Genomic DNA, 16,199 nt, shown 5'->3' on the forward strand with positions numbered 1-16,199 from the left:
TCCTCTATTGTCGTCGCGTGGGTGACATCGCCGGTTGCGCCGTTACCCGCAGTTGGCTGATTTGCACCACGCCCGGCGCCTGCCCCGCACGTTCTGCGGCGAGTGAGAGCACGCGGATCCCGTGCTCGCGTTGCAGGGCGGCCAGCCACGGCAACAGGCGTTCAAACGGCACCGGTGGCAGCGTGACCCGCACATCCGCTTCACTTTCCGTCAGTTCGGCGATGGCGATGCGATATGCCAGCGCACTCTGTCGCAGTCGCTCCGGCAGTTGCTCGCGCGCGGCGGCGCTCTGCGGCAAACGCGCCTGCAATTGTTGGATGACGCGCGCCTGCTCCCGCAGCGCCGCCAGCCGTTGTGCGTTTTTTTGCGCCTGTGAAAATTGATACAGGCAGTAGCCGCAGGCCATCAGCATCAACAGGCTTAACAGCACTGCCCGCCGCAGCGCCTTATCGCGCCAACCGATGTTCATCGCTCACCTCTCACCGTCAGGATCGCCTGGTTAGGCGCGCTTCCCTCGCTGAACGTCATGCTGACGCCACCGTCGTTGACCGGCGCCGGCAGCGGCGCGTCGTTTCTGTTTACCGTCACCACCAAACGATCGTCGGCAGCGTCGAAAGCCAGCGCCTGCAACTGCGGAGGTTCCCAGACAGCAAGCGCCTCGGCCGCGTAGGGCAACAGCCTGAACAGCTGCGGCGCATTCAGGGTGTCTTGCATACGCCGTGCCCACGCTTGCGCCGCCCGTTCGGCGAACGCCGGCGCGGTCTCGCCACTCGGCAGCAGGCGCTGAGTCAGCGCCGTTATCTGGCTTTCGCTCTGTCTGGCCATTAATTGGTGATGCAAGCCCCCCACCAGCAGCGAACCGCTGAGCAACAGCATCGCGCAGGCGGTCTTATCGGGCAGACGGCGCGGCCAGCGCACGCCCGGTTTGAAACGCCCCTGCAACAGCGTGGATGTGCTGTTCCAGGCCTCTTCCGCCAATCGCCACAGCGGATCCTCATCGATACGCGCCGTTTCCCAGCCCGCCGGCACCTCTCCGCCACTGTGCAGACACCAATCCGGCGTCGGCCACGGGACGCCCGGCGTCGGCCACGGGACGCTGTCCCCCCAGGCATCGGGCAACTGCATGCCCTGCATGCCCCCCGTTCGGAGCAGCCAGTGTCCGCGCCAGCGCAGTGCGCTGCATTGGTTCGGCAACGGCAACGCCAGCACGTCGGGCAGCAGGGCATCGACGCGAATGCCGCAGGCGTTGAGGCTATCAACCCACCCTTGCATCTGCGCCAGCGCAACGCCGGCGATAGTGAAATCGCGCTGCACCTTGCCCAGCACCGCCCAATGCATCTGCTCGACATCGGTCAACAACCCGGTCTCATGGGAGTACGCCAGCGCCAGCGGCGTCGCCTGCCGGGCCTTGCCCTGGAATGTCGTTTGTCTCAGCACCACATGACGGGCAGGCACCAGCACCACGACCCGGCTGCCCTGCGCCATGGCCGCCAACTCACTACCGCCTTCGGCCAGATCGAGGCGGGCGGCAAAGCGGCAGCGCGTCTCGCCGACGCGGCCCCAGCGCACATCGGCCATCGCATCATCGTCCAGCGCGATAAGCAGGATGGTGTTCGCCATCGTTTACCCTTCCCCTCTGTCGAACCGACGTCCGCTGACCGTGACGCCTGACGGGCCCGGCTGCAACGCGCTGACCAGCCGATAACGTCCGTCGTTCAGCCTAAGCTGCAGCTGCGCAATCCAGCGGTTATCGTCGAAAATCAGTCGCTCGCCAAGGTCATCCTCACCCAGCGCCTGCAGCGTTTTTTCCTGCGACAAAAACGCCAGCGTCTGCCAGCCCTGCGGCGGGCGGGCCGCCAGCAGCGCCCGCAGCCGCTCATCGCTCAGCGCGTTCATCAACATCGCCCGCAGCAGCGGCAGCTGAGCGTCGTTCACGGCGTCCGGATTGAGGCGCAGCTCGGCATCCGGCGCCGCACAAAGCAGCGGCGCAAGACGCAGATAAAGCTCGCGGTCGATGCCGGCCAGCTCCCGCAGCTCGCTGACATCCCCCATCAGATATCCTTCGCCATAGGCTCTGGCGACGATCGCATCGGCAATCGCGCCCGCCTGGGCAGCGGCGATCCCCTGATTGTTCAATAGCAGCATGAATATTCGCCTCTCCTTATTGGGGGGGGCCCCCTCGCTATCGCCGACATCCGCCGGGCCGGCGGCGCGGATCAGGGCGTTGAGGTTGAAACAGGCGTCAACGCGGCGCAGACGTATCGCCACTTCCCCCTCTTCGGTGCGCATGCTGAAGGTCGCCCCTGATGCCCCCCACGCCTTCCGCTGCTCTCCCGCCTGCTGCAGCCGCTGCCGGGCGTAGCTCTCGCCGCCCAGCAGCAACCATTTCGCCCGTAACCGATCCTGCTGAGACTGGGTGCGCGCCAGCGAACGCTGCCAGTTATCGTTGATATTGACCGCCACGATCGCCATCAGCGACATCATCAGCAACACCATCAACAGCGCCATACCGCGTTGTTTATTCATAGTGGCCTCGCGGCGGGCAGCGTGACGATGCGCCGGACTTCCCCCAGCGCAGAGGTGTCGATGGCGATCTCCACCGCCTGCGGCAGCAGCCCGCCGGCGCGCCAGGCCGTCAACCATTCGCCCTGCCGGTAAAAACGCAGTTGGAACCGCGTCACCTCAGACAGCAGCAGCACGCTGCGCGCCGCCGCCTGCGGGCTGCTCAAATTCGGGTAACTGAGGCGTTCGAGCCGCCCCTGCCGGTAGCGATACGCCACCCGCTCCTGCGTGGCGCGCGGCAATCGGGCCTGGGGGTTCGGCCAGCCGTTTCGGATCAGCAGCAGCTGAAAATCGCCGCCTTCCTCTCCCGCCGTCTGCAGCACCGCAAACTCCGGCGCCGCCGGCCAGCGTTTATCGCCGGTCGGCGCGCGCGCCTGCGCCTGCGTCAAATCGCGCTCGACGATCGCCAGCGCCCGTTGCAGCTGGGTCAACTGCGTCGATTTGCGCTGGGTGATTTCGTCGTTTTTCAGCACGCCTCTGAAGACCGTCAATGCGGTGAGCGACAGCATGGCGAACAGGGCAATGGCCAACAGCATTTCCACCAGCGTAAAACCCCGTTGCAAAGCGCGCTTCACGGCAACGCCCTGTAGGCGAGCATCTCCACCAGCGCATTGCGATCCTGCGGGTCGCGCCTGACTTCAATCGCGATCGCCCGCATCCCGGCGTCGCTGGTCTCCCGCCCGCGATAGCGCCAGTGCCAGGTTTCACCGGCCATCACCGTGGAGCCCGAATGCCAGGCCAGCGTCGGTGGGCGGGGATCGAGCTGCAGCAGCGTCAGCTGGTTGTCCGCCACCCACAGCGCCACGGTCTTGGCTTCGATCGCGCTCAGGCTACGCACCTGGCCGCCGGTGCTGTTGATCAGCGCCAGACAGCCGATGGCGAAGATCATCATGGCCACCATCACTTCCAGCAGCGTCATGCCCTGCTGGCGTCTCATTTTCCGCGTCATCGCAACGAATGTCCGTCGTTTCAAATACAAAGTAACCGGGCGCCTGCAATCGCCACAGACACTTGCCCTGCGATAGCTCCACGCTGAACGCCGTGGTTTCGCCCCCCGGATACAGCCACACCTGTGGCAGCGCCGCCTCTGCGGCGAGCGCGACGGTTTGCCCTTCAACGCTCAGCCGCAGCGCGACGCCGTCCGGCAGAGCGTACTGCTCCCGGCTCTCCCGCCCCGCTTCGGCGACGCTGCGCCAACCGCCGTCATCGAACGCCACGCCATACCTCACCCCTTCGCGCTCGGCCCGCTCGGCGAGGGCATTCAGCCAATGGCTCAATCGCTCTCCCTGCCGCGCCAACGGCTTCTCATCCGCCGGAAAACTCAGCATCACCAGGCCGCTGGTCACCCCCAGCAGCAGCAATACCAACATGGTCTCCAGCAGCGTAAAACCGCGTATGCGCCTCATGGCGCGTCGGCCACCCAGTTACCGATGTCATCATCGGTATCGGCGACACCGTCCGGCCCCAGCGTGAACACATCCAGCTTGCCATGGCGCCCCGGGTTGCGCAGACGATACGCTTGCCCCCAGGGGTCTTGCGGCAAGCGGCGGATATAACCGTCTTCGGGATAATTCCTTGGGATCGGTGCCAGCGTCGGCCGGGTCACCAGCGCCGCCAGCCCCTGTTCCGCGCTGGGATAACGCCCGTTGTCCAGCTTGTACATATCCAACGCGTTCTCCAACGCGACGATATCGCTGGCGGCCTTTTGCCGATCGGCCTTCTCCTTGTTTCCCATCAGGCTTGGAATGGTCAGGCTGGCCAACAGCCCCAGAATGACGATCACCACCATGATTTCCAGCAGCGTAAACCCTCGCTGCCGCGACCTGCGCATCTTGCTGATATGAATCACTTTACTCTCCATTAACGGCATGATTAGCCGACCATATTATTGAGCTGCAATATCGGCTGCAGGATGGCCAAAATGATAAACAGCACCGAACCGGCCATCGCGATCACCAATAAAGGCTCAAACAGCCCCAGCGCCAGCGTGACTTGCCGGCCGAAGGCCTCCTGCTGCATCGTCGCCGCCCGTTCGAGCATCATGTCCAGCTCACCGCTGCGCTCGCCGGACATGATCATGTGCCGCATCATCGGTGAGAACAGCGCGGTGCCCTCAAGCGACGGCGACAATCCTTCGCCCTCCCGCACCCGCTCCATCGCCGCCAGCAGCCGTTCGCGGGCAGCCTCGTTACCCAACACGCCGGCGCTGATGCGCATCGCCTCCAGCAACGGCACCGCGCTGGCGTTCAAAATGCTCAGCGTTTTGGCGTAGCGCGCCGTGTTCACCGCCAGCGACAGCTTGCCGACCACCGGCAACCGCAGGATGAACGCATGCCAGCGCACGCGCCGCGCCGGATCCCGCAGGCGATAGCGGAACGCGCCAAGGCCCGTCAGCACCGATATCAGCGCCAACGCCCCCCATCGTCGCAGCCCGTCGCTGGCGCCGAGCAGCATCCGGGTCGACAGCGGCAAGGTCTGCTTCATATGCACAAACTGTTCGATCACCTTCGGCACCACCGCCGTCAACAGGATCGCCACCACGCCGATTGCCACCGTCGTCAGCACCATCGGGTACACCAGCGCCTGCACGATTTTGTTCTTCATTTGCTGGCGCTGTTCGACGTAGTCGGCCAGCCGTTCCAGCACCGGCGCCAGATGGCCGGAAATCTCACCGGCGGCCACCATGGCGCAATAGAGGCGGTCAAAAATCTGCGGATGCTGACCCAGCGCCTGCGCCAGCGGAAAGCCCTCCAGAATGCGCTGCCGCACCTGAGCCAACGCCGCCTGCAGACCTTTTTTCTCCGTTTGCCGCGCCACCGCCATCAGCGCTTCCTCCAGCGGCAGCGCAGCGGACAGCAGCGTCGCCAGCTGCCGGGTCAACAGCGCCACATCGCCGCTGCTCACGCCGCTCATCCAGCGGCCGGCAAACATGCCGGCGAAAGCGGATCGCCTGCGCGCCTGCACCGCCAGCACCTGCCACCCCTTCTCACGCAGCCGATCGCGGGCCTGGCGCAGAGAATCCGCCTCCAACACGCCACGCCGGGCGCGCCCCTCACGATCGCAGGCGCGATAATCAAACTTCATCGCCATCCCCTTCGCGCGTCACCCGCAACACTTCTTCCAGGCTGGTCTCTCCGGCGCACATTTTGGCGATCCCATCCTGGCGCAGCGGCTGATAGCGCTCCCCGGCCAGCCTGGCGATGTCCAGCTCACCGTCGCTACGGTGGATTGCCCTGCGCATCGGTTCATCCAGCACCAACAGTTCATGCAAACCGATTCGGCCGCGATAGCCCTGCCCGCCGCAGGCCTCGCATCCTATCGGGCGCCAGCAGGTCAGCGCCCGCGTCGACGCCAGCCCCAGTTGGCGCCGCTGCGCGTCAGGCAGCGCATAAGGCTCGCGACAGTGCGGACAAAGCCGGCGCACCAGGCGCTGCGCCAACACGCCGCTCAGCGAGCTGGAAAGCAAAAACGGTTCAACGCCCATGTCCCGCAGCCGGGTCACGGCGCCGATCGCCGTGTTGGTATGCAGGGTCGACAGCACCAGATGTCCGGTCAATGAGGCCTGCACCGCGATCTGCGCCGTTTCACCGTCGCGGATCTCGCCGATCAACACCACATCGGGATCCTGACGCAGCAGCGCGCGCAGCCCGCGCGCGAAGGTCATGTCCACCTTGGGGTTCACCTGCGTCTGCGCGATGCCGGCCAGTTCATACTCGACGGGATCTTCGATCGTCATGATGTTGCGCTGTTCGTCATTGATCTGGTTCAGCAAGGTATAAAGCGTGGTGCTCTTGCCCGAACCGGTCGGGCCGGTGACCAGAATAATGCCGTGCGGCTGGCGGATCAGGCGCAGCAACGCCTGTTGGTGCGCCGCCGCCATGCCCAGGCTGGGCAGTTCGAGCCGCACGCCCTGTTTATCCAACAGGCGCATGACCACGCGCTCGCCGTGGCTGGCCGGCATCACCGACACCCGCACGTCGATCGCCCGCCCGCCAACCTTCAGCGCCATGCGCCCATCCTGCGGCACGCGCTTCTCGGCGATATCCAGCTTCGACATGACCTTGATGCGCGACACCAGCAGCGCCGCCAGCTTGCGCTGTGGCGCCAGAATGCGGCGCAGCGCGCCGTCGATGCGAAAACGAATCACCAGCTCGCTCTCGTAGGTTTCGATGTGAATATCGGAGGCGCGCTCTTTGATCGCCTCACTCAGCAAGGCGTTAATCAGGCGGATAATCGGCGCATCGTCCTGTTCGTCCAACAGGTCTTGCTGCTGCGGCAGCTCTTCCGCCAACGCATAGAAATCCAGTTCGCCACCCAGATCGTCGATCATTTTCTGCGCCTGACCGCTTTCCCGCTGATAGTGCGCCACCAACCGTTGTTCAAAGGCCTCCGTGTCCAGCCGGGCCAGCGTCGGCTCACCGGGCAGGCAGCGGTACGCCTCCATCAACGCGGCGTGGCGGGTCTCGGGATGACAATACAGTTGAATGCCGCTCTGCCCGTCGACGGCCAGCACGCCATGCTGCCGCGCCCAGCCAAAAGGCAGCCGCGGCCCCGCAGAACGGGGCTTCACGGGCGCGCTCCGCGCGAATAAAACGCCTCGATACGCGCGACGGTGGCGAGGAACGCCCGATTGTCGATCGCCTTCTTATCGCCGGCGATCTCGCTGCGCAGTGCGTTATTCAGCTCACGATCGTCCTGCTGCTCGGCGTCGAACTTGCCTAACTTGCGTTGGCTCTGCCGGGCATACCCCTCGGAGCTGCGAATGATGGTCGGGCGGATAAACAGCATCAAATTACGCTTGCTCGCTTTGGTGGCGTTCGAGCGAAACAGCGCCCCCACCAGCGGGATCTTGCCCAGGATCGGCACGCTGCTCTCCAGCTCCGAGTTGGACTTGTCCAGCAGCCCGCCCACCACCACGGTCTCACCGCTGTCCACCAGCACCGTATTGTTGACCGTGCGGATATTGAAGGTCGCCCCCAGCGAATCCGGCGTGGCGCCGGCGCTGTCGGCAACGCTGGAGACCTCCTGCTCGATCTGCATCAGCACGGACTGGCCCTGATTGATCTGCGGTTTGACCTTGAGCTTGATGCCCACCGTTTTGCGCGACACGGTATTGAAGACGTTATCGCTGTTGGTGGTTTGCGAACCGGTGAGGATCGGTACATCCTGGCCGACGCTGAACTCCGCCTCGGCGTTATCGAGCGTAACGATGCTCGGCGTAGCCAGGATATTGTTTTGGTTGTTGCTGGCGATGGCGGACAGCAATACGCCCCAGTTGCCGCTGTAGAAACCGGTCATCAGGCCGTTGGCCTTGCCGAACACATCGCTCATGCCGTTTTCGAACCCCGCCGAGATGCCGGGCGCCTGGCCGGCGAACTGCGTGCCGCCGCCGTATTTGTTGGCCCACTGCACGCCGATGTTCAGCCCCTGACCATCCTGCACTTCGACGATCACCGCTTCGACCAGCACCTGCGCGCGCCGTACATCCAGCTTGGCGACCACCGCCTCCAGATCGCGCATCACGTCCGGCGCGGCGGTGATGATCAGCGCATTGGTCTGCTCATCGGCCTTGATCACCACATTTTTCAACAGCGCCACGTTGGCGGCGGCGCTCTCTTTCTCGTTTTGCAGGCCCGCGCTCACGCCGGTCAGCACCTCGACCAGGCTCTGCGCCTTGGCGTATTTGAGCGGAATGACCTGGGTATTGCCTTGGGTGACACTCTTGTTATCCAACTGCTCAATCAGTTCTTTGGCGTGTTCGCGGGCCCGATCGTCCCCGGCGATCATCACGCTGTTGGTGCGCTCATCCGCCACCAGCCGCAGCGAGCCTGCCCCGGCCATACGCCGTTTACCCTCTTCGCGAAACAGTTCGTTCACCATCCGCGCAATCTCCGGCGCCGCCGCATGCTTCAGCGCGAAGGTCTCGACCTGATTGCCGTCGTCCTGATCCATCTCCCTGACAAGGTCGAGCAGGCCGTTGACCACCCCGGCTCGGCCGGTGATCAACAGCGCATTGCCCTGCTCGTAATGCGCCACGCTGCCCACGCCGATGCTGTCGTTAAGCTGGCGCAAGATCGGCGAAACGTCTTTGGCCGCGATATTGCGCAGCGGCACCACGCGCATCACCACTTCATCCCCTTCGGCGATCGCCTCGCCGCCGCTTTGCGACAGCGCGGCTCTTTTTCCCTCTTTGGCGGCGATCACCTTCAGGACATTGTTGGGCATGCCGATGACCGTATAGCCGTAGACGTCCAGCACATTGAGAAAGAACTGGTAATATTGCTTCTCGTTGAGCTGTTCGTAGCTGCGCACCGTAACCTTACCTTTCACCGCCGGATCGATAATGATGGTCTTGCTCAGGTTTTTACTGACCGTATTGATAAATTCCTGAATGTCCGTGCCTTTGAAATTGGCGGAGAATTGCTCCGCATGCGCCAGGCCCCCCAGGGCAATCATGACGGCCACCGCCGCTAACGCGCGCCATAAACCGGCGCTCCAGCCTGCGCGGGAACGAAAAATAAAATGCGTCATCACAGTGTTGCCTTATGCTGTAAAACACCCCACGCCGAAGCGGCGCGCCGGCTACTCTTTAAACGTCAGCGCGGCGTAATAACCGTTTTCATCGAGCAGTATTTTGTTTTTTAATATCCGCACGATAACGGCATTGCTGCCGACCAGCCGGTCGCCAACGCCATACCCGGTTTGCTTACCGCCATGTTCCACGATAACCAGGCTTTTTTCGGCGTTATCACTGAACAGCAGACCGGTTATCTTGCCGAGCGTCGCGGCCTCCGGCGCGTTAGCCAGCAGCTCGGCGCCGATCGTCCACTCGCCGACCTTATACCCGCGCGCCTTTTCGCCGCTTTTCGCCGCCTGATAGCGGCCAAACCAGTGTGCGTCGTTAATTTTCTCGATGTCATCTTCCTGGGGAAAAACGCCATGGCGCACTTGCTCACGCCCACTTTCAAGGTGCGGCTCAACGGGTTCGTTATTCACGGTTATCATTCGCCACACCTGAGAAAGCATGAACGTCAAATTAGCCAGGAAGAAAAGTAGAATAAAAAAGTCTATCAACCGCTTGCTCACTGGCCCCCCGGTTATTCAACGGCGCCAACGCTAAGCGGAAATGCCCAACACCATCGCCACGGAAAACAGCAGCGTGATGGCCAGCGCCACTTTATAATTCACGGCGTCCAGCCACGTTCGCCGCTGTTTATTAGCCGCCGGTGCCAAGCATTGCTCCCGCGTATTCGCGCGTTCGCAGGCCTGGAAACTCAGCATCACGCCAAATCGGGGAATGGTTTTGATCACCTCGCCCGGAATACCGTGGCGGGAGAGCAAAGCGCGGCATTGGAATATCATTTGATAATAGTTATTGTCGCTGATGGTCTCATGGTTGCAGAACCAGACTGCGCGAATAATGTCATTTTTCTTATAGATGCCACTCAACAGGCACAGCATGAAACGCCGCTGCAATTCGGTCATTTCGATGAGCACATTCTCTTTTTTAAATAACAGCGTCTTTTCATTGTTGTTTAAGATCACCAACTCATTTTCCAACAGAGTCTCGTTCAGGGCAATGCTATGTATGTCCATCTCTCGCCTATCAGTTTAATGAAGTCCAAAGGCTCCCTGTGCCATTACCTTTGCACGCATGCGGCAGATGCATTTTCAACGCAAATAAGTGATTCGCCGTGTTAAGAGCCGGCTCAATTAATCATGTTAAAAATATTCATGCAACTTATTTATTTAAAATAAACAATATAAAATTAATCTAACAAAACAACACAAACCTAAAGCCATTAAGTCATTTAAAAACATGGTGATAGAAGAATTTATAAAATAAGTGAACCGCCATTAAATTCGATTAGTGATGCGAAAAATAGACAATGACCGATAATAACTCATGTTATTAGTTGTGCGCTAAAAAGACGGCGGAACGCTATAAACGGCAAATAAAATACATCTTTATCGGAGGGGCAATAAAGTAAACGTCAGGATTCAATATTGCATAAGAACATCGGCGAATAGGCATTGCTAAACATCAACGTGTTTTTATCAATGCTGCGAATATGATAAAACGTCGACTCATTGCTGAAAAAGTAGGTATAAATCTCTTCCGGCAAGGTATCACGCGGCGAATAGTTGACCTCGCCATACTGAAAGCGATAAAAACTCCCCTGCGAAACATAGCTGAAGTTAACCCGCCGATTGACGAAGTATTTCTTTTCACCGTCGTTGGCTAACCCCGACAGGACCATCACGCCCTTATCGCCGGACAAAAAGATGTAGTTTATTTTCAGCGACAGCTGAATGTCGTTATGGGCCGCCTGCGCGTCCAGTGAATTGAAATAATTGAACGTGGCGTTCGCTTCACAGGAAAAATCACTGAAGTCATGATGGCTGCGTATCAGGGAATACATCACGCTGCCGGTCAACACGCACAGGCCGACCAGCGTGGCTGACAGAATATTTAACTTTTTTTCCATGCCCGAATGTACTCGCTCTCACAGTTATGCAAAACAGCCGCACTGTCCTTCGTGCATTTGGCGATAAACTGGCGTCCGCTGTCTTCATTGGCATTTTGAGAACGGTTAACCTTGGTAATGACGACCTCGCCGGATCGGCAATGCCGGCCATACAAATCTTTCCTGACCAGAAACTGCAAGTAGCCGTCCTGGTGATTCGCCAAAAAATGGCCGGCATAGTAGATCGGGCAACCGTTCACCGTGCCGACGTAGGACAATACCTGCTTCTTTTCACTGTCGCGATGGTGCTTGTAATAGATGAAACACAGCGCCAGAAAAGATAAGGGTACGACGATCGATAAACTGCGCAGCAGAATAAAAAAATAGTGATGGGTGTTTTTTGTCGTTGCGGCAGGTGACGCCAACGTCACTGAGGCATCGGCAAGCTGAGGAGGCTCGGGTAAATCAATCCGCAGTCGGTCGACAGGTATTATTCGATTAAGTCTATACCCCTTTTTGGATAGGGTAACGATGAGGCGCTCGTTGAAACCGACAGACGTCAATGCGCGTCGGGTCAGGCTGATATATTGATTTAACGTCGCGGAAGAGGCGCTCAAGCCGTGATCGGTCCAAACCTGCTGCAACAGCGTCTCGCGACTCACCGTCTCATGGCCGTGTTCAAGCAAGCATTTGAATACTCTGGCATTGACGCTGGATAAGAAAACTTCCCGCCCCTTCTTTAAACTTTTCAATGAACCGTTTTCAGTATTAAATGTAATATCTTTATCAATGATATAAATCATGTTTAGCCTGACAGCGCACACGGGTTATTATTTAAACTTATTGAGCCAGTTCGACGACCGCCGCTAAGCGCGGATAGTTTTTTCGCACAGAGAAAAAACAATACTAACGTCATCCCAACAGGTGCGCAACTTTAAGAATTTTCCCCATCTCTCCATCCTTATTTGTCCCACAAATGGCGGTATACGCGTTATTTTTTCGCCGTCATCGGATCTGTTGGCAACAATACATTTCTATCAGGGGGATAAAGGCTAAAACGGTGCAGAGGACACGCTTCGCGATCGCGAGGTGCGCAAGTAACGCCTGTTCAGCGTATCGACTTGATGAATAATGGGGAAGAGCGTTTTGCGGGACGCAAATGGGTGGGGACCCTGCCAGCTACATCCCGGCACACACGTCACCTGCTGCGGCTGCTTCCTTCCGGACCTGACCGAGTTCACAAGTTAGTGTTGCGGGAGAACCAACAGGGCCCCCATTGACGGCTTCTGTACTCCGAAGCGGTGGGCATTATCGGCGATGCCCCATCAAATAGCAAGCCAACCCGGGCCAACCGCTGTTTTCTTGCCCACCTGCATTGTGGCACACTCTCCGCCTGGGTTTTGACTCGCGCAGGAACTGCAACATGCAACCAGAAGACGCCTCTTTCAGCCAGCGGGTATTCCATATCGTGGCCGCTATTCCGTACGGCAAAGTCACCACCTACGGTGAAGTCGCCCGTCTGGCCGGTTCGCAGCGCGCCGCGCGTCAGGTCGGCGGCGTGCTGCGGCGTTTGCCGGAAGGCAGCACGCTGCCGTGGCACCGCGTAATCAACCGGCACGGGCAAATCTCGCAACAGGGGGAGGATTTTCAACGGCAACGGCAGGCATTGCTGGCGGAGGGGATTATTTTCGGCCCGCACAGCACGGTCGATTTCGATCGCTACGGCTGGCGCTGGTAAAACAAAACAGCCTTTGGCCGAAGCGCAAAGGCTGTTGATTGGGTCTTGCCGTACCGCAGCAGAATTACTGCATCGCGCTTGGCGCAGCCTGCATCGGCACGCCCTGCACCGGAACCAGCAGCAGATCGGCGCGGGTGCCGTTGCGGTTAACCACTTCCTGGATCGTGTCGGTAATGAACATCAGTCGCCCGTTGACCGTCACCGCCGCGCTCAGAATGATGCGCGCATTCGGTTGGATATCAGACGGGTTGTACGGCAGCGTAAAGTTGAACGGCGCTTGTTGCCCTTCGGTACGTATCGCGCGCTGTGCAATCACTTTGGACGGCGCATCCGCCAGCGAGGCATCAGAGAGGGTGACAGTCAGTACGGCGTCCGGCGGCAGCGCAATGCGCTGACGTATATTAACCGAACCTGTCACCGCCGGCCCCTGAATCTGCGTTTGCGCAGCCGCCGGGTTGCCGGCCGCCGGTGTAGGCACATCAGCACTCTTTTGCGCGCATCCTGCCAGCGTGATCGTCAGTGCTGCGGCACCGCCTACGATTTGCCAGAGTTTCATGGATCGGTCTCCTTTTTTATTATCAACACGTTGGTGGCTTTCACCACCTCACTCATTAAACTTAGCACAAAACACTGATAAATCCACTTTGCCCCGCCTATTAATCACTTAGCCAGCCCAATGCGCTCACTATTAAGAGCATTCTCATCGGCCCTTTAACGCAAGATATTGACGCCGCGCCGTGATATTCCGCACACTGCGCAAAATGATTATTAGAAAGGTAACAATTTTATGAGCCAGGCATTGCAAAACCTCCTCGATCTGTTGGATCTGGAGAAAATCGAAGAAGGGCTGTTCCGCGGCCAAAGCGAAGATCTGGGGCTGCGCCAGGTGTTCGGCGGGCAAGTGGTCGGCCAGGCGCTGTACGCCGCCAAACAGACGGTGCCGGACGAGCGCAGCGTGCACTCGTTCCACAGCTACTTCCTGCGCCCGGGCGACAGCAGCAAGCCGATCGTCTACGACGTGGAAACCCTGCGCGACGGCAACAGCTTCAGCGCCCGTCGCGTCAGCGCCATCCAGCACGGCAAACCTATCTTCTATATGACCGCCTCCTTCCAGAGCCCGGAAGAAGGTTTCGAGCACCAGAACCAGATGCCGGACGTGCCGCCGCCGGAAGGGCTGCTGTCCGAATCAGAGATTGCTCAGAAGCTGGCGCCGATGCTGCCGACCAAAGTACGCGAAAAATTTATCGGTCAGAAACCGATCGAAATGCGCCCGGTGAAATTCCACAACCCGTTGAAGGGCAGCGTGGAAGAACCGCATCGCTACGTGTGGTTCCGCGCCAACGGCAGCATGCCGGACGATGCGCGCATCCACCAATATCTGCTGGGCTACGCATCGGACTTTAACTTCCTGCCGACGGCGCTGCAGCCGCACGGCGTCGGCTTCCTCGAGCCGGGCATGCAGGTGGCCACCATCGACCATTCAATGTGGTTCCACCGCCCGTTCCGCATGGATGATTGGCTGCTGTACGCGGTGGAAAGCTCCTCCGCCTCCGGCGCACGCGGCTTTGTGCGCGGCCAGATATACACCCGCGACGGCGTGCTGGTCGCCACCACCGTACAGGAAGGGGTGATTCGCCAACGCGACGCCTGATTCGCGGCATAAAGGAAGGGGCGATGTTTCCATCGCCCCTTTTTGCTTCATCATTATTTTCGTATTTAGCGCACTGCCCTGCTTCGAGTCTTACTGGTTGTAGGCGCTCTCGCCGTGGCTGTTGACGTCCAACCCTTCGCGCTCCTGCTCTTCCGGCACTCTCAGCCCCACCATCGCGCCCGCGATCTTAAAGGCGATAAAGGCGGCGATGCTTGACCACACCAGCGTAATCACGACGCTCAGCAGTTGGATCCACACCTGATGCCCCATCGTCACCCCTTCGGCATAGCCGGTGCCGCCGAGGGAAGAAGCGGTGAACACGCCGGTCAGCAGACAGCCGACGATGCCACACACGCCGTGCACGCCAAACACGTCGCAGGTGTCGTCCACTTTCAGCCATTTCTTCAACGTCACTACGCCCCACAGGCCGGCGACGCCCCCCACCAGGCCGATGATCAACGCGCCGCCCACGCCCACGGTGCCCGCCGCCGGCGTAACGGCAACCAGCCCGGCGATCATGCCGGAGCAGGCGCCCAGCAACGAAGGCTTGCCGCGCAGCACCCACTCGGCGAAGGTCCAGGACAGAATAGCGCCCGCAGTAGCCACCACAGTGTTCAGGAATGCCAAGGCCGCGATGCCGTTAGCCGCGCTGGCGGAACCGGCGTTAAAGCCGAACCAGCCGATATACAAGATGGACGCGCCGGTAAACACCATCGGCAGGTTATGCGGTTTGAACGCCTCTTTACCGAAGCCGGCGCGTTTGCCGAGCAGATAGGCGCCGATCAGCCCGGCGCTGGCGGCGTTGATGTGCACCACGGTGCCGCCGGCGAAGTCCAGCGCACCGTCGGTGGCCAGATAGCCACCGCCCCACACCATGTGTGCGATCGGCAGGTAAGACAGGGTGAACCACAGGATCGCGAAGATCAGCACCGCCGAGAAGCGAATGCGTTCGGCGAAGCCCCCCACCACCAGCGCCACGGTAATGCAGGCGAAGGAGGCCTGGAAAGCGACGTGGATCATCTGGCTGATGCTGCCGGTGACGCTGTCGATGCCGATGCCTTTCAGCATCGCCGTCTGGAATCCGCCGAACACCGCATTGCCTTCGCTGAACGCCAGGCTGTAGCCATACAGCACCCACAGCACGCAGACCAGCGCGAAGGTGACGGTGACCTGCGTCAGCATCGACAGCACGTTTTTGCCGCGCAGCAGGCCGCCGTAAAACAGCGCGATGCCGGGCAGCGTCATGAACAGCACCAACGCGGTGCAGATCATCATAAAGGCGTTGTCGGCCTTATCGGCGACCGCCGGAGCGGCCAGGGCCAAAGAAGGAACCAGGGTTACCGAACTCAGGCCCAACATGGATAACAGTCTTTTCATTATCAATCATCCCCATCACTTAACTGAGTTCGCGGTTACAGTGCCGATTCGTCGGTTTCGCCGGTGCGAATACGGATCACGCGTTGCAATTCGGCAACGAAAATTTTGCCGTCGCCGATTTTGCCGGTGTAGGCGGCTTTGCTAATGACATCAACCACTTCATCCAACTGATCGTCGGCGATGGCGATATCGATTTTGACCTTGGGCAGGAAGTTGACGTTATATTCGGCGCCGCGATACAGCTCGGCGTGCCCTTTCTGGCGGCCAAAGCCCTTCACTTCGGTTACGGTCAACCCCTGAATGCCCACGGAGGACAAGGCCTCGCGCACGTCCTCCAGCTTGAACGGTTTGATTACCACGGTCACCAGCTTCATATTGCCTCTCCACGAATTAAGCCCAAACT

General features: G+C 59.9%; 19 protein-coding genes and 1 other RNA gene. 2 read left to right on the top strand and 18 right to left on the bottom strand.

Features of this window, described 5'->3' with window-relative positions:
- Positions 1-4 precede the first annotated feature (4 nt).
- From gspM to ffs, 15 genes are all read right to left on the bottom strand, one after another.
- Entirely contained in the window at positions 5-469 is a 465-nt protein-coding gene (gspM, locus tag ACJ8M3_RS12765; protein ID WP_033651100.1) for a type II secretion system protein GspM, read from the bottom strand.
- Positions 466-1,620: a type II secretion system protein GspL gene (gspL, locus tag ACJ8M3_RS12770; protein ID WP_089196656.1), complete on the bottom strand. Its 1,155-nt coding sequence runs from the start codon at positions 1,618-1,620 to the stop codon at positions 466-468. Before gspL ends, gspM begins: the two co-directional genes overlap by 4 nt.
- Positions 1,621-1,623: 3 nt before the next feature.
- A complete protein-coding gene (gene gspK / locus ACJ8M3_RS12775) occupies positions 1,624-2,526 on the bottom strand; it encodes a type II secretion system minor pseudopilin GspK (RefSeq protein ID WP_197775623.1) in 903 nt (300 codons plus the stop codon).
- Positions 2,523-3,137 carry a type II secretion system minor pseudopilin GspJ gene (gene gspJ, locus ACJ8M3_RS12780; protein WP_060659863.1) on the bottom strand — a complete coding sequence of 205 codons (615 nt, stop codon included), beginning with the start codon at positions 3,135-3,137 and terminating at the stop codon, positions 2,523-2,525. Before gspJ ends, gspK begins: the two co-directional genes overlap by 4 nt.
- Entirely contained in the window at positions 3,134-3,481 is a 348-nt protein-coding gene (gspI, locus tag ACJ8M3_RS12785; RefSeq protein ID WP_232094496.1) for a type II secretion system minor pseudopilin GspI, read from the bottom strand. Before gspI ends, gspJ begins: the two co-directional genes overlap by 4 nt.
- Positions 3,393-3,968, bottom strand: a complete 576-nt coding sequence (locus tag ACJ8M3_RS12790) for a prepilin-type N-terminal cleavage/methylation domain-containing protein (RefSeq protein WP_145957711.1) — start codon at positions 3,966-3,968, stop codon at positions 3,393-3,395. Before ACJ8M3_RS12790 ends, gspI begins: the two co-directional genes overlap by 89 nt.
- On the bottom strand, positions 3,965-4,393 hold the full coding sequence (gspG, locus tag ACJ8M3_RS12795; RefSeq protein WP_033644207.1) for a type II secretion system major pseudopilin GspG: 429 nt from the start codon (positions 4,391-4,393) through the stop codon (positions 3,965-3,967). The genes ACJ8M3_RS12790 and gspG overlap by 4 nt, the downstream gene beginning before the upstream one ends.
- A 41-nt stretch (positions 4,394-4,434) precedes the next feature.
- Positions 4,435-5,646, bottom strand: a complete 1,212-nt coding sequence (gene gspF, locus ACJ8M3_RS12800; protein WP_089197670.1) for a type II secretion system inner membrane protein GspF — start codon at positions 5,644-5,646, stop codon at positions 4,435-4,437.
- Positions 5,636-7,132 carry a type II secretion system ATPase GspE gene (gene gspE / locus ACJ8M3_RS12805; protein WP_060659865.1) on the bottom strand — a complete coding sequence of 499 codons (1,497 nt, stop codon included), beginning with the start codon at positions 7,130-7,132 and terminating at the stop codon, positions 5,636-5,638. The genes gspF and gspE overlap by 11 nt, the downstream gene beginning before the upstream one ends.
- Positions 7,129-9,093, bottom strand: a complete 1,965-nt coding sequence (gene gspD, locus ACJ8M3_RS12810; protein WP_080376444.1) for a type II secretion system secretin GspD — start codon at positions 9,091-9,093, stop codon at positions 7,129-7,131. The genes gspE and gspD overlap by 4 nt, the downstream gene beginning before the upstream one ends.
- A 51-nt stretch (positions 9,094-9,144) precedes the next feature.
- On the bottom strand, positions 9,145-9,648 hold the full coding sequence (locus ACJ8M3_RS12815) for a type II secretion system protein N (RefSeq protein ID WP_046688363.1): 504 nt from the start codon (positions 9,646-9,648) through the stop codon (positions 9,145-9,147).
- 30 nt (positions 9,649-9,678) lie between these two features.
- On the bottom strand, positions 9,679-10,122 hold the full coding sequence (locus ACJ8M3_RS12820; protein ID WP_226772955.1) for a winged helix-turn-helix domain-containing protein: 444 nt from the start codon (positions 10,120-10,122) through the stop codon (positions 9,679-9,681).
- 434 nt (positions 10,123-10,556) lie between these two features.
- Positions 10,557-11,051 carry a FidL-like protein gene (locus ACJ8M3_RS12825; RefSeq protein ID WP_033642090.1) on the bottom strand — a complete coding sequence of 165 codons (495 nt, stop codon included), beginning with the start codon at positions 11,049-11,051 and terminating at the stop codon, positions 10,557-10,559.
- On the bottom strand, positions 11,036-11,833 hold the full coding sequence (locus ACJ8M3_RS12830; protein WP_046688362.1) for a winged helix-turn-helix domain-containing protein: 798 nt from the start codon (positions 11,831-11,833) through the stop codon (positions 11,036-11,038). Before ACJ8M3_RS12830 ends, ACJ8M3_RS12825 begins: the two co-directional genes overlap by 16 nt.
- Positions 11,834-12,200: 367 nt before the next feature.
- Positions 12,201-12,297, bottom strand: an RNA gene (gene ffs, locus ACJ8M3_RS12835) — signal recognition particle sRNA small type.
- Between the two features lie 156 nt (positions 12,298-12,453).
- Here ffs and ACJ8M3_RS12840 point away from each other — a divergent pair.
- Positions 12,454-12,768 (top strand): MGMT family protein, encoded by a 315-nt coding sequence (locus ACJ8M3_RS12840; protein ID WP_089196654.1) that lies wholly within the window; start codon positions 12,454-12,456, stop codon positions 12,766-12,768.
- 64 nt (positions 12,769-12,832) lie between these two features.
- Here the strand turns inward: ACJ8M3_RS12840 and ACJ8M3_RS12845 are convergent, their stop codons facing one another.
- The gene (locus ACJ8M3_RS12845; protein ID WP_033642087.1) at positions 12,833-13,324 is read right to left on the bottom strand and encodes a YbaY family lipoprotein; all 492 of its coding nucleotides are present in this window, start codon (positions 13,322-13,324) and stop codon (positions 12,833-12,835) included.
- A gap of 231 nt (positions 13,325-13,555) precedes the next feature.
- On the opposite strand from ACJ8M3_RS12845, the gene tesB reads away from it, so the two are divergent.
- Positions 13,556-14,419 (top strand): acyl-CoA thioesterase II, encoded by an 864-nt coding sequence (gene tesB / locus ACJ8M3_RS12850; RefSeq protein WP_033642086.1) that lies wholly within the window; start codon positions 13,556-13,558, stop codon positions 14,417-14,419.
- A 90-nt stretch (positions 14,420-14,509) separates the two neighbouring features.
- On the opposite strand, the gene amtB is transcribed toward tesB, so the two are convergent.
- Together amtB and glnK are read right to left on the bottom strand one after the other, a co-directional pair.
- A complete protein-coding gene (gene amtB, locus ACJ8M3_RS12855) occupies positions 14,510-15,796 on the bottom strand; it encodes an ammonium transporter AmtB (RefSeq protein ID WP_047572447.1) in 1,287 nt (428 codons plus the stop codon).
- 35 nt (positions 15,797-15,831) lie between these two features.
- Positions 15,832-16,170: a P-II family nitrogen regulator gene (gene glnK / locus ACJ8M3_RS12860; protein ID WP_004940327.1), complete on the bottom strand. Its 339-nt coding sequence runs from the start codon at positions 16,168-16,170 to the stop codon at positions 15,832-15,834.
- Between the last annotated feature and the right edge of the window lie 29 nt (positions 16,171-16,199).

Source organism: Serratia sp. CY55921, assembly GCF_052167655.1.
Classification (GTDB): domain Bacteria; phylum Pseudomonadota; class Gammaproteobacteria; order Enterobacterales; family Enterobacteriaceae; genus Serratia; species Serratia ureilytica.

Coding starts and splice junctions, on each gene's coding strand:
- gspM (WP_033651100.1), bottom strand. CDS start 469: ATGAACATCGGTTGGCGCGATAAGGCGCTGCGGCGGGCAGTGCTGTTA.
- gspD (WP_080376444.1), bottom strand. CDS start 9,093: ATGACGCATTTTATTTTTCGTTCCCGCGCAGGCTGGAGCGCCGGTTTA.
- gspG (WP_033644207.1), bottom strand. CDS start 4,393: ATGCGCAGGTCGCGGCAGCGAGGGTTTACGCTGCTGGAAATCATGGTG.
- gspF (WP_089197670.1), bottom strand. CDS start 5,646: ATGAAGTTTGATTATCGCGCCTGCGATCGTGAGGGGCGCGCCCGGCGT.
- tesB (WP_033642086.1), top strand. CDS start 13,556: ATGAGCCAGGCATTGCAAAACCTCCTCGATCTGTTGGATCTGGAGAAA.
- gspL (WP_089196656.1), bottom strand. CDS start 1,620: ATGGCGAACACCATCCTGCTTATCGCGCTGGACGATGATGCGATGGCC.
- ACJ8M3_RS12845 (WP_033642087.1), bottom strand. CDS start 13,324: ATGAAACTCTGGCAAATCGTAGGCGGTGCCGCAGCACTGACGATCACG.
- ACJ8M3_RS12840 (WP_089196654.1), top strand. CDS start 12,454: ATGCAACCAGAAGACGCCTCTTTCAGCCAGCGGGTATTCCATATCGTG.
- glnK (WP_004940327.1), bottom strand. CDS start 16,170: ATGAAGCTGGTGACCGTGGTAATCAAACCGTTCAAGCTGGAGGACGTG.
- ACJ8M3_RS12790 (WP_145957711.1), bottom strand. CDS start 3,968: ATGAGGCGCATACGCGGTTTTACGCTGCTGGAGACCATGTTGGTATTG.
- ACJ8M3_RS12825 (WP_033642090.1), bottom strand. CDS start 11,051: ATGGAAAAAAAGTTAAATATTCTGTCAGCCACGCTGGTCGGCCTGTGC.
- gspK (WP_197775623.1), bottom strand. CDS start 2,526: ATGAATAAACAACGCGGTATGGCGCTGTTGATGGTGTTGCTGATGATG.
- ACJ8M3_RS12830 (WP_046688362.1), bottom strand. CDS start 11,833: ATGATTTATATCATTGATAAAGATATTACATTTAATACTGAAAACGGT.
- amtB (WP_047572447.1), bottom strand. CDS start 15,796: ATGAAAAGACTGTTATCCATGTTGGGCCTGAGTTCGGTAACCCTGGTT.
- gspI (WP_232094496.1), bottom strand. CDS start 3,481: ATGACGCTGCTGGAAGTGATGGTGGCCATGATGATCTTCGCCATCGGC.